This is a genomic window from Microbulbifer mixtoriginis (SeqCode) (assembly GCF_052467515.1).
Genome location: NZ_CP174314.1, coordinates 739,750 through 752,353 on the forward strand (window position 1 = coordinate 739,750; position 12,604 = coordinate 752,353).

Here is a 12,604-nt window from a genome sequence, read left to right on the forward strand (position 1 = left end):
AGAGAGAATGGCCGAAGTAACAGTTAGCGAACTCGCCAAATCGGTTGGTGCCACCGAAGACCGTCTGCTCAAGCAGATGAAAGAAGCGGGTTTGCCTCACACCTCTGCGAATGCAGTGGTGTCAGATGAGGAAAAGCAGGTCCTGCTCAGTTTCCTGAAAAGCAGTCACGGGGAGCAGGGCGCTAGCCCACGCAAGATCACCTTGAAGCGCAAGACCACAACCACGCTGAAAACCGGCTCTGGCACCGGCCGTAAAACTGTAAACGTGGAAGTGCGCAAGAAGCGCACTTATGTGAAGCGTCCACAGGCTGAGCTTGAAACAGGGGCTGGTACCGAGAGCGCTGCCGAGGTGGAAGAGGCTCTTCAGGGCGCGGATGCTACTGCTATCACAGAAGCGGAAGCCAAAGCAGCCGCTGAAGCTAAAGCAGCAGCGGAAGCCAAGGCTGCCGCTGAAGCTGAGGCCGCTCGTCGCGCTGCTGAGGAAGAGGAAGCACGTTTGAAGGCTGAGGCAGAGGCGAAGGCCGCTGCCGAGGCAGAAGAGAAGGCTCGCGCGGAAGCTGCCGCAGCAGAAGCCGCTAAAGAAGCACAGAAAGCCGATAATAAGGCAGAGGGTAAACCCGTAGATAATGTAGCGAAAAAGGCGGAACCCGCCGCACCCATCCGCTCAACGTATGTAGACGATATTGAGGCGATGCGTATCGCCGCGATGGAGCGTCGCAAGCAGCAGGCTGAGCAAGAGAAGCGCGAGTTAGAAGAGAAGAAGGCGAAAGTAGAAGCCGACCGACGCGCCGCCCAAGAGAAAAAAGAGAAGGCTGCTCAGGCCTCTCAGGCTGCTAAGGCGAAGCCCACCAAAGCTACGGAGAAAACCGAAGAGGTTAAACCCTCTTTGCGCCGCAAGCTAGAAGCCGCCCCAAGCGAAGCTGCTCGTGCTGAGGACGAGCCCCGCAAGCGTCGAGGTCGTCGCTCCAAGTCCGGCCCGAAGAAGTCCAGCAAAACCTCTCTGTACGAGCAGGCACTGGAAGTATTTGAGGAAGATGAAGCCAGCAAGCGCAGCACGCGCTCCCTGTCTCGTCCGAATCTGAAAATTAAACCGACTCATGGGTTTAAACGGCCCACGGAGAAGCAGGTGTACGAAGTACAGTTGGGCGATACCATCACCGTCGCAGAACTGGCCAAGCAGATGAATGTGAAGGCTGGGGAGCTGATCAAGCGCCTGATGAAAATGGGCGAGATGGCTACCATCAACCAGAGCCTGGACCGTGAGACTGCACAGTTGATCATCGAGGAAATGGGCCACAAAGTCGTAATGCGCTCCGAGACCGAGCTGGAAGACAGCTTGGTGGCGCATGCCAAGGCTCAAGAGGGCACCGAGGTTACCCGCGCACCGGTAGTAACCGTAATGGGGCACGTCGACCACGGTAAAACCTCTTTGCTCGACTATATCCGCAAGACCAAGGTGGCTTCTGGTGAGGCTGGTGGTATTACCCAGCATATCGGTGCCTACCGAGTGAAAACCAGCCAGGGCGAGATCGCGTTCCTGGATACTCCGGGACACGCCGCCTTTACTGCCATGCGTGCCCGCGGTGCTCAGGCCACCGACGTGGTAATCCTGGTAGTGGCCGCCGATGATGGCGTTATGCCGCAGACCGAGGAAGCCGTGAATCATGCCCGCGCCGCCGGTGTACCGCTGGTTGTTGCCGTGAACAAGTGCGACAAAGAAGCCGCGGATCCCGATCGCGTGAAAAATGAGTTGGCCGCAAAAGACGTAATCCCAGAAGACTGGGGCGGCGATACCCAGTTCATCAACGTATCCGCGCATACTGGCCAGGGTATTGATGACCTCCTGGAAGCGGTGTCCCTACAAGCGGAAATGCTGGAGCTGAAGGCCAAGGTAAATGTACCGGCCACTGGCGTTGTGATTGAGTCCCGCCTGGAAAAAGGCCGCGGTGTTGTTGCTACCCTGCTGGTGCAGAATGGCGAATTGAAGCGCGGCGACATTATCTTGGCTGGTCAGAGCTATGGTCGCGTACGTGCCATGACCAACGAGCACGGCAAGCAGGTGAAGGAAGCTGGTCCGTCCACCCCAGTAGAACTGCTGGGTCTGGATTCCACCCCGAATGCCGGTGACGAGTTCATGGTGGTTGCCGATGAGCGCAAGGCCCGTGAGGTGGCTGAACAGCGCGCTGACAGCGAGCGACGCGATCGTATGCAGCGCCAGCAGGCGGCCAAACTGGAAAACATGTTTGCGGATATGGAAGCTGGCGAGCGCAAGGTGCTGCCGGTTGTCATCAAGGCCGACGTGCGTGGTTCCCTGGAAGCTATTCTGGGTGCACTGGCGGATATCGGTAACGAAGAGGTTTCCGTAAATGTAGTCTCCAGTGGTGTGGGTGGTATCGCCGAGAACGATATCAACCTGGCACTGACTTCCGGTGCTATTGTACTGGGCTTTAACACCCGTGCCGATGTTGCAGCGCGTAAAACTGCAGAGACCGAAGGCGTAGAGATTCGCTACTACAGCGTGATCTACAACCTGCTCGACGAAGTGAAGCAGGCACTGTCTGGTATGCTGGAGCCGGAAGTTCGCGAAGAGATCGTGGGTATTGCCCAGGTTCGCGATGTATTCCGCTCACCGAAGTTTGGCGCGATTGCCGGTTGTATGGTTATCGAGGGTACCGTTTACCGCAACAAGCCGATCCGCGTGCTGCGCGACAACGTTGTAATCTACCAGGGTGAGCTGGAATCCCTGCGCCGCTTCAAAGACGATGTGCAGGACGTGCGCAACGGTATGGAGTGTGGTATCGGGGTGAAGGACTACAACGACGTTAAGTCCGGTGACCAGATCGAAGTTTACGATATCGTCAAGGTTGCCCGCGAACTGTAAAGCGTTCCGGCACCTGGTGAAGGAAAACCCGCGCGGCTTTGGCCGTGCGGGTTTTCCTGTCTTTAAACCGCCATTCTCAATAGGTAAACAATGGCAAGAGAATTCCAACGCGCCGACCGCGTCGCCGATGCTATGCGTCGCGAACTGGCCCAGCTGATTCAGCAGGAAGTGCGCGACCCGCGTCTGGGCATGGTCAATATCAACGATGTTGAAGTCAGCCGTGATCTGACCACCGCAAAAGTGTTTGTCACCTTTGTGGGTGAGGACGACCGCAGTAAGATCAATACCTCGATGGAAGTGCTTAACAAGGCCGCAGGTTTTCTGCGCAGCCAGTTGGCGCGCGCCATCCAGATACGCACCATCCCGCGTCTGTATTTCCGCTACGACGAGACCTCGGTGCGTGGCCAGGAGCTCTCCGCTCTGATCGACAAGGCGGTGCGCGCCGATCGCAAGCACCAAGACGACAGCGACTCTAACGAAGATTGATCCATGGGCCGCAGACCAAAATGGGGCCGGCCGGTTCACGGCGTGCTGTTATTAAACAAGCCCGCCGGTATTACCGCCAATGACGCCCTGCAGAAAGCTAAACGACTCTTTTTTGCCAATCGCGCCGGTCATACCGGGGCCTTAGATCCACTGGCAACCGGTGTGCTGCCGATCTGTCTTGGCGAAGCCACCAAGTTTTCCCAGTACCTGCTCGATGCTGACAAGCGTTACCGCAGCACCTTTGTCTTCGGTATGACCACTGCCAGTGGCGATGCCGATGGCGATGTACTGGAAACCAAAGATGCTTCCGGTTTGACCGAAAAAGCAGTGCTCAAGGCCATGGAAGCCTTTCGCGGCAGTATCAAACAGGTGCCCTCCATGTATTCCGCCCTTAAGCACAAGGGGCAGCCTCTATATAAGCTGGCGCGCCAGGGCTTGGAAGTGGAACGCGAAGCGCGTGAAGTGGAAATTTTTGAGTTTGAACTGCTGAGCTTTACGCCGGGTGCACAGCCTCGTGCGGAAGTTGAGGTGCACTGCTCCAAGGGAACCTATATTCGCAGTATTGCCGAGGACCTGGGCCAAGCTCTGGGTGTAGGCGCCTATGTGGAAGTACTGCACCGCAGTGCCGCCGGCCCCTTCGATGAAGCCGACGCAGTGACCCTGGATGAGCTTACAGAAGAGCGCGGTGAAGATAAGGCAGAAGTGCTCGATCACCACTTGTTGCCGATGGATTCTCCAGCGTCTTCACTGCCCAAACTCGTCCTGCCGGACGACTCTGGTTACTATGTGCGTCAGGGGCAACCGGTAATGGATTTGCAGGTCTACCGTATCGGTACAGAAGGTGATATGGTGCGCCTCTTCCTGGAAAACGGTGATTTTCTGGGCGTAGGAGAAATTACCGACGAAGGGTGCGTGGCACCACGACGTCTGGTAAGTGGCACTTGAATGGAAGCTGCTTTTTGGTGAAAGCCAACATTCGGTAACCCGCAAGGTGTCCGCGCGGCGCAGCCGCATTCACGATTAGCTGGTCTGTAAATATGCACGGGCCAGCCGAATCTTTTAAAGCATATTACGACGAGGTAATTCGTTATGGCACTGTCTGCAGTTGAAAAAGCAGCCATCCTGAAAGAGCACGGCCAATCTGAAGGCGATACCGGTTCTCCGGAAGTCCAGGTAGCCCTGCTGACCGCTAACATCAACAAACTGCAGGGTCACTTCTCTGCGCACAAGCAGGATCACCACTCTCGTCGTGGTCTGATTCGCATGGTAAACCAGCGCCGTAAGCTGCTGGACTACCTGAAGCGCAAGGATCTGAATCGTTACGCACAGCTGATCGCCAAGCTCGGCCTGCGTCGCTAAGACCCTGGAATGCCCGCCTCTGGCGGGCATTCTTTTTTAATGCTTGCTGAAAAGTGGCCTTACTGTCATTTTTCAGAAGTCGCACTGCACAGGCCAGCGGAAAACAACCCGAGCTGGATGTGTAGTGTTTGCACCGGCCACCCCAGGTCGGTGGTGGCACATCCCCGTGCCGCCTCGGGTGAGGCTTTCGGAACTCTCTCCCGGGCAACTATGTAGGGGTTACTGGAATGGGCCAGTAACCGTAAGGAAATAGGAAAAAACTAGTGAATCCAGTAAGCAAAACTTTCCAATACGGACAACACCAAGTCACCATCGAGACCGGCCGCATCGCGCGCCAGGCAACCGGTGCTGCCCTGGTTAGCATGGGTGAGACCGTCGTCCTGTGTACTGTTGTCGGCGCTAAAGAAGCCAAGCCAGATCAGGGCTTCTTCCCGTTGTCCGTGCATTATCAAGAAAAAGCCTACGCGGCTGGCAAAATTCCCGGTGGTTTCTTCAAGCGTGAAGGCCGTCCGTCTGAAAAAGAAACCCTGACTTCCCGTCTGATCGATCGCCCGATCCGCCCGCTGTTCCCGAATGGCTTTATGAACGAAGTTCAGGTGATGTGTACCGTTCTCTCCGCTGAGAAGGACATGGATCCGGATATCGCTGCCATGATCGGCACTTCTGCAGCGCTGTCTGTTTCCGGTATTCCTTTCGCAGGCCCAATCGGTGCTGCGCGCGTGGGTTACACCCAGCAAGACGGCTACCTGTTAAACCCGGGTTATGAAGCTCTGAAGACCTCCGAGCTGGACATGGTCGTTGCCGGTACCAAAGACGCTGTGTTGATGGTGGAATCTGAAGCGCAAGAGCTGCCGGAAGACATCATGCTCGGTGCTGTGCTGTATGCTCACCAAGAGATGCAGGCCATCATCAAGGTTTGTGAAGAACTGAAAGCGGAAGCGGGCAAGCCCCAATGGGACTGGCAGGCACCTGCAGAAAATACCGAGCTGAAAACTGCCCTGGAAGGTCAGTTCGGCGAGAAGGTTGCCGAAGCCTACCGCATCACCAACAAGCAAGAGCGCAGCACCCGCCTGGCGGAACTGCGCAGCGAAGCCGCTGAAGCCCTGGCTACTGAAGAAATTAGCGCCGATTTGGTAAAAAGCTACTTCGGCAAGCTGGAGAAGAAACTGGTGCGCGGCGCTGTAGTGCGCGGCGAGCCCCGTATCGACGGTCGCGACAGCAAAACTGTACGCTCGATCGCAGTGGAAGTTGGTGCTCTGCCCAAGTCCCACGGCTCTGCGTTGTTCACCCGTGGTGAGACCCAGGCTCTGGTAGTGGCTACCCTCGGTTCCACTGGCGATGCACAGATCATCGACGCCCTGGAAGGTGAGCGCAAAGACTACTTTATGCTGCACTACAACTTCCCTCCCTACTCTGTAGGTGAAGCGGGTCGTGTAGGTGCTACCGGTCGTCGCGAAATCGGTCACGGCCGCCTCGCTCGTCGCGGTATCGCTGCGGTTCTGCCGAGCCCGGACAGCTTCCCCTACACCGTACGTGTGGTTTCCGAGATCACTGAATCCAACGGTTCCAGCTCCATGGCTTCCGTATGTGGTTCCAGCCTGGCGCTGATGGATGCGGGTGTTCCGCTGAAGGCACCGGTAGCCGGTATCGCTATGGGCCTGGTGAAGGAAGACGAAGGCTATGCGGTTTTGACCGATATCCTCGGTGACGAAGACCACCTCGGCGATATGGACTTCAAAGTAGCGGGTACCGCCTCTGGTGTAACCGCGCTGCAGATGGACATCAAGATCGAAGGTATTACCGAAGAGATCATGGAAACCGCTCTGGAGCAGGCGCTGCACGCACGTCTGCACATCCTCGCGGAAATGAACAAGGTGATCGACTCTTCCCGCACCACCGTGAATGAGAACGCACCGCGCTACGCGACCCTGAAGATCCATCCGGACAAGATCCGCGACGTGATCGGTAAGGGTGGTGCGACTATCCGCTCCATCACTGAAGAGACCGGCGCCTCCATCGATATCGAAGATGACGGCACTATCAAAGTCTTCGGTGAAGACGGTGAGAGCCTGGAAGCGGCGGTAACCCGCATCGAGGAGATCACTGCGGAAGCTGAGATTGGCGCTATCTACGAAGGTACCGTGGTACGTATCGTAGACTTCGGTGCGTTCGTTAATTTCCTGCCGGGCAAAGACGGTCTGGTGCATATCTCCCAGATTGCTGAAGAGCGCGTAAATGCCGTAACTGATTACCTAAGTGAAGGTGAGAAGATTAAGGTTAAGGTGCTCGACGTTGACCAGCGCGGACGTATCAAGCTGTCCATCAAGGAAGCAAAGGCTGACCAAGCCGCTTCCGAAGAGGCGAAACAGGGTTCCGAAGAGGCATAAACCTCTCGAGCTGATGAAGCCTGAAAAAACCCGGCCCAGTGCCGGGTTTTTTTGTCGCTTTTCAAAGTGGCTTCACACGGAATAAAGGCACTTGCCCCAGGGATTTTTCGGTTAGAATTTGTCGAAAAAGGGGAAAATTTTGCACAACTACTGGCTTCTCGATGCACTCCTTGGGCTCGCTAGCCTGCTGGTTGCCAACCAGTATTGGTATCTCACCCGCGCGCGCTTTCAATCGGCAGCTCTGATAATCGTGGCCGCCCTGATGATTATGGCCCTGGCCGCCCTGGTGGGCGCTTATCGCTATGGCATTGATCCTGGAGTGACAGAGCTGCATCGGGCACTTGCGCAGATCTCCGGTTTTGCCTCCTTCCTGCTGATCGGCATAGGTCTTGCCTGGGCACGCCTGGAAATATCTTGGGGCCGAGATACTCGCGCGCCGGCTTATCTGGTAATGGTTTTGATATTGGCTGGGGCAATTGGTCTCGCGCAAAGTACCAGCATGTCAGCCCTTACAGTGATCGACCTCTTTTCTACTGTGGGGCTGGTACTGTGGTTAATGGTAGCATTATTGGAGCTGATAGCGCCGCGCCGGCTCAAGCGCAACCAAGCCCTGGTAATTGGCGCTGGTGCACTGTTAGTAGTGTTTAATGGGCTCTTTATTGGCACCGGAGCTTCACGACTGTTGGGCCTTGCCCGTACTAATTGGTTCCACCTACTTCTTGCCCTCTCAATTTTATCTCTATTGTGGGCACGTCCATTATTTAATCTGGATCAATCTAATAATGAGTGAAGTTATCTTGCCGCTGCAGGGCGGTTGCCACTGTGATGCTGTGCGCTTTCGTGCGATACATCGTCGCCAAAATGGAGAGCCGCTGGTGGCGCACGCCTGTAATTGCTCTATGTGCGAAAAGGTGGGTTACTTACATCTGATCGTACCTGCGGCAAACTTCCAGCTGGAGCGGGGAGAGGGAGCCCTCACTTGTTACACTTTTAATACGGGTGTGGCAAAACACTATTTTTGCCGTCATTGCGGTGTAAAACCCTTTTACATACCGCGCTCCAATCCCGATGGTTACAGCCTCAATGCGCGTTGTCTCGATATTGTGCCGCAGGAATTAGAAGTCGAGCCATTTGATGGGCAAAATTGGGAACAGAATGCTGCGGGATTAGCGCACTTGAGTCAGGCCGAGTAATCCGTATGCGTTATGTCTGGATGTTCTTGTAACTTAATTTTGTTTGTTGGGTGAGGTTTAAGAGCGCTCCTATGGGGTGCAATTTTTTAAATGAAAGTTCAGTAAATGGAAGTCTATGTCCATGGAATCTGAGCACGTTCGTGCAACCTTGCTCGATCGAAATGGATCGGGCCGAGAAGTGGCTTGGCCGGAGGTGGAGTCTTGGCATCCCCGCCAGGGGGTGTTGTGGCTCCATTTTGATAGTGCTTGCGAAGAGGTTTTAGCTTGGGTAAGCGATAGTAGTGAATTGCCTACTGTGGTTAAAGAAGCATTACTGGCCAAAGAGGTGCGACCGCGTACCCTGGCTGTAGGTAATGGATTATTTCTAGCTTTGTGTGGAGTCGATCCAAAGCATAAAGCACGGAGAGAGAGCCGGGTCTCTATTCGAATATGGGTGGAAGAGAATCGTGTCATCAGTATTGGTAAGAGACGCCTGTTGGCTGAGGAGGATTTGATCTCCCGGTTGAGCAGTGGTTGTGGGCCACGGGGGACAGCGGCATTGGTAGTGTCCCTGGCAGATTTACTAGTGCTGCGTATGGGAGACCGGGTTGATGACTTTGAGGAAAAGGTCGATGAACTTGAGGATCAATTACTCGAATGGTCGGTGAAAGATCTGGGGGCGAATCTGGTTCAGTTTCGTAAGAGGACAATAGCATTGCGCCGATACCTCTGCCTACAGAGGGAGGTTTTAACTCGTATGCAGCAGGAGTCGGCTCCCTGGTTTGATGAAGGGAGCCATATCCTACTAGCGGATATTAATGAGCGCCTGCAGCGGCATATCGATGATATAGATACAATTCGTGAACGGGCGGCAATTGCTCAAGAGGAACTACTAAGCCGTAGCTCCGAACAGCTGAATAGTCGTATGTATGTATTGTCGATGGTTGCAGCAATTTTCCTGCCTCTGAGCTTTTTAACTGGATTGTTTGGAATTAATGTTGGTGGGATTCCATGGGCTCAAGCTCGAGAGGGATTCTTGGTATTTTGTATTTTGTTAGTAGCTGCACTTGCCGGACAAATCGCCTTTTTTTATTGGAAAAAATGGCTCTAAGGCTCCCTCCACGTTGCAGTGGAAGGAGCCCTTTTAGGGATTAGTGTTTAACCCAGGAAAAATCTACAAAAACTGGGTCGTGGTCGCTTAACCCAGAATAGGTTGCAGAACCGATAAAATAATCAGTGACTTCCAGCGTGTAGTTGGGATTATTGTTGATGATTACTACATGGTCTGTATCATTTTGTAGCTCATCGGAGCAGGCTTCCAGGCTGGTGTCATTGCCAGAGAGCATATATTGGCAGGCGTGCTTACCGCCGGTTTTTTCGAAAAAGGCCTTCCAGGTTTGGTAGTTGACACCGCGCCAGCCATCATCATTTTCGTCGAATGCCATATTGAAATCGCCTGCCAAAATAACAGTGGCACTATTTGAGTGGGAGACAATCATATCGGCGATTTGATCAAGCTGCTTTGCCTTGGCGTTTAGGTCGGCATCCTGATGGCCCGCATCCATGTGGGTGTTATAGATATGTACATGGTAGTTCTCCGTCACTTCAACGTTGGCCACGGTGAAACCTTTCTCGGTATCACAATCGTTTCCTGAGCATTTATCAAAAGTTTCCTCTTCATAAGTGGCAAAGGAATAATCGTTATCGTCGCGATTGTCCCGGTCAAAGGGAAATTTGGAAAAAGTCAGCAAGCCGTTACCAAAAGAGGTGCCGCCACCTTTCCAGTGTTTTGAACGATAGGGAACCGTATCGTTGCTCAGTTTGTCATCGTCATCCAGGTAGTTGGCTTTGGTTTTACTCCACACCTCCTGCATTAACCAGAGATCCTTGGGGGCGTCATTAAAAGTGCGGATAATTTGTTTGAAATCTGACTTACTGTTGCCACCAATACATTGTAAAAATCCATCCATGTTATACACCATCATGTCAAAGCTGCCTGAGTTGGCATCTTCGAAGCTGGTGTCACCATACTCGTAGCCATCCAGATCTTTTGAGCCCGTGTCATCCACATCATCGATAAATTCGAACCAGTTGCATGAGGTGATCGCATCCCATACATCCTCAAAATCTGCCGCGCTAGCGGGATAGCTGATCAGTAGAGCAAGGGATATACAGATTTTTTTTATCATTTTTTATTCTCCATGGTTCTTATCGCCGGTGGATTGAAATTAAAAAGGCGTGGCCTTTTTGTCTCGGTCTTTGATTTTTCGAGGGTGGGATAATGGATAGCGTAGATTACAAATTGGAGTAAGGATGGTTTTTTTTATTTTATTTTTTACTTTAATTGACGTTAATTTGTACGCTTTGCCAGGAAAATACTCAGCGTCAGAAAAGTTAGACACTAACAGGCCGGTCAGTTGAGATTATCCTGACAATAAAGCGGCGCCAGCTACACGATTGCTCACAGGTTTTTCTGCGTCAGTATTTTCTGGTTGGCAATTAAGGAAATAACCTAGTCGCAGAGCACTTTCTTTAACTTTATTAGAATATGGCCCTGCGTGGTATTGGGTGTGGTTTCTATATGGCGCGGCTATAAAGAAGGGAGGTCAGTAGTGAGTTTGCTTAAGCAAAAATAGTCACCATTTGCCGGGATATAGCGACGAGTCTGCCCGCGTTATCCCAAAGGCGCGCCTGGATCACCGCATAGCCATCTTCAGCCTGCTCCACCTCTGCCAAATATTGCCACCAGTCCGACGCGCTGCGTTGTGGTAGCGGTTCCATCAGCTCCAGCGTCCAGGTGAGTGAGCTGGCTGGTGCTGGAACTTTTAGCATCGGTAGAGTAGCTGGTGGCCAGGCGTCGATGAGTGTGAGTAGATGGCTAATGCCTACAGTAGATTCGCTGCCGTCTTTAAAACGCACCCAACCACCCAGTTGCCGTTCCGTGGTGCCACTGAAGGGGAGTTGGCCACGAGCGATGCGATAGTCATATTTCTGAGTGAATTCTGGCACCACACCCTCGATATAAGGTAGGGCGATACATTTATCCGGGCTGGCAAACTCAGGAGCAGCAGGGGTGTCGACTTTAACGGAGGATTCCCTGCCGCTGCCAAAACTGGCAAGTCCAGCGAGCACAGTTGCGTTATTTTGCTGTAATTGGCCCTGCACCTGGGTGACGGAGCGGCCTGCACGCAGTAGCTGTGCTTCGACTTTTACCGCATCCGCGCTAACCGGGCTGACGAAGGAGAAGGTGAGTGAGCGTAAACTGCTTTCTGCAATCACCTCCGCTGCCATTTTCTCATAGAGCATGGCAGCAACCAGGCCGCCAAAAGTGGCGCGGCCCTGGCTCCAGCCTGTCGGTACCACATTGGCGCCATGTTTATCGCGCCAATCAAGGAGAAGTTCATCAAAAGTCATAGTGTTATCGCTGGGAGAGCGGGCTTTGTGCAGTCCGCCGGAGGAGGTGTCTGGGCCACTGCACTGTCGTTAAGTGGCCCCGTAGAAACTTAATTGAAAGTGTGGCTGTCTTCTGGGAATACGCCGAGTTTAACGTCCCCTGCATACTTGCGCAGGGCACCGGGGATATCGCCGGCCTCCACTAAAAAGTTCTTGGAAAATTTCGGCGGCTGTTCGGTAAGGCCGAGGATATCGTTGATAACCAGGACTTGGGCATCGGTATCGCGCCCAGCGCCGATACCGATTGTGGGCATGGAAACTGACTCTGTGATGCGTTTGGCCAGGGCGCTGGGCACGCATTCGAGCACGAGCAGGTCGGCGCCAGCCTGATCTAGGAGGATCGCATCTTCCAACATTTGTTCGGCGTGTTTTTCGTCGCGCCCCTGAACCCTATAGCCGCCCAGCTTGTGAACGGACTGAGGAGTGAGCCCCAGGTGAGCACAAACAGGGATACCGCGGTCTGTCAGCATTTTGACTGTGTCGGCAAGCCAGGCGCCACCCTCAATCTTCACCATATGGGCGCCAGCCTGCATGATACGGGTGGCATTTGTGAGCGCTTGCTCCGGTGTGGCATATGTCATAAATGGCATATCACCCATGATCAGGGATTTTTTATTGCCCCTTGCCACTGCTTCCACGTGGTAGATCATCTGTTCCATGGTGACCGGCACTGTGCTGTCGTAGCCCAGTACGGTCATACCGAGGGAGTCGCCTACCAGCACGGTTTCCACTCCGGTTTTCTGCGCCATGGCCGCCATGGGCGCATCGTAGAGGGCGACGGTAATAAATTTCTCGCCGTTCGCTTTCATTTTGCGCAGGGTTTGCACGGTAACGAGCTTTTCTAATTCTGAAGGTGCATACATAGC

The 12,604-nt window shown here is 53.7% G+C and carries 11 protein-coding genes; 8 read left to right on the forward strand and 3 right to left on the reverse strand.

The genetic code is table 11. The features are described 5' to 3' along the window. The first annotated feature begins 7 nt into the window (after positions 1 to 7). The 8 genes from infB (at position 8) to ACJJIT_RS03110 (ending at position 9,396) form a co-directional block, all read left to right on the forward strand. A complete protein-coding gene (gene infB, locus ACJJIT_RS03075; protein WP_444899943.1) occupies positions 8 to 2,881 on the forward strand; it encodes a translation initiation factor IF-2 in 2,874 nt (957 codons plus the stop codon). A 90-nt stretch (positions 2,882 to 2,971) separates the two neighbouring features. Continuing rightward, positions 2,972 to 3,367, forward strand: a complete 396-nt coding sequence (gene rbfA, locus ACJJIT_RS03080; protein ID WP_252083176.1) for a 30S ribosome-binding factor RbfA — start codon at positions 2,972 to 2,974, stop codon at positions 3,365 to 3,367. A 3-nt stretch (positions 3,368 to 3,370) separates the two neighbouring features. After that, complete coding sequence (truB, locus tag ACJJIT_RS03085) at positions 3,371 to 4,312, forward strand: tRNA pseudouridine(55) synthase TruB (RefSeq protein WP_252083175.1); 942 nt, start codon at positions 3,371 to 3,373, stop codon at positions 4,310 to 4,312. 144 nt (positions 4,313 to 4,456) lie between these two features. Then, positions 4,457 to 4,726 (forward strand): 30S ribosomal protein S15, encoded by a 270-nt coding sequence (gene rpsO, locus ACJJIT_RS03090; protein WP_252083174.1) that lies wholly within the window; start codon positions 4,457 to 4,459, stop codon positions 4,724 to 4,726. Between the two features lie 263 nt (positions 4,727 to 4,989). Beyond that, positions 4,990 to 7,113 carry a polyribonucleotide nucleotidyltransferase gene (gene pnp / locus ACJJIT_RS03095; protein WP_444899944.1) on the forward strand — a complete coding sequence of 708 codons (2,124 nt, stop codon included), beginning with the start codon at positions 4,990 to 4,992 and terminating at the stop codon, positions 7,111 to 7,113. 139 nt (positions 7,114 to 7,252) lie between these two features. Next, the gene (locus ACJJIT_RS03100) at positions 7,253 to 7,903 is read left to right on the forward strand and encodes a hypothetical protein (RefSeq protein ID WP_444899945.1); all 651 of its coding nucleotides are present in this window, start codon (positions 7,253 to 7,255) and stop codon (positions 7,901 to 7,903) included. Next, positions 7,896 to 8,306, forward strand: coding sequence for a GFA family protein (locus tag ACJJIT_RS03105; RefSeq protein ID WP_444899946.1), 411 nt, complete (start codon positions 7,896 to 7,898; stop codon positions 8,304 to 8,306). The genes ACJJIT_RS03100 and ACJJIT_RS03105 overlap by 8 nt, the downstream gene beginning before the upstream one ends. Positions 8,307 to 8,421: 115 nt before the next feature. After that, positions 8,422 to 9,396 carry a zinc transporter ZntB gene (locus ACJJIT_RS03110; protein WP_444899947.1) on the forward strand — a complete coding sequence of 325 codons (975 nt, stop codon included), beginning with the start codon at positions 8,422 to 8,424 and terminating at the stop codon, positions 9,394 to 9,396. A 40-nt stretch (positions 9,397 to 9,436) separates the two neighbouring features. On the opposite strand, the gene ACJJIT_RS03115 is transcribed toward ACJJIT_RS03110, so the two are convergent. The 3 genes from ACJJIT_RS03115 to panB all read right to left on the reverse strand — a co-directional run bounded on the left by ACJJIT_RS03115 (position 9,437) and on the right by panB (position 12,601). After that, complete coding sequence (locus tag ACJJIT_RS03115) at positions 9,437 to 10,474, reverse strand: endonuclease/exonuclease/phosphatase family protein (RefSeq protein WP_444899948.1); 1,038 nt, start codon at positions 10,472 to 10,474, stop codon at positions 9,437 to 9,439. Positions 10,475 to 10,907: 433 nt separating this feature from the next. Beyond that, entirely contained in the window at positions 10,908 to 11,699 is a 792-nt protein-coding gene (locus ACJJIT_RS03120; RefSeq protein WP_444899949.1) for an acyl-CoA thioesterase, read from the reverse strand. Between the two features lie 89 nt (positions 11,700 to 11,788). Next, positions 11,789 to 12,601, reverse strand: coding sequence for a 3-methyl-2-oxobutanoate hydroxymethyltransferase (gene panB, locus ACJJIT_RS03125; RefSeq protein WP_252083167.1), 813 nt, complete (start codon positions 12,599 to 12,601; stop codon positions 11,789 to 11,791). Positions 12,602 to 12,604 lie beyond the last annotated feature (3 nt).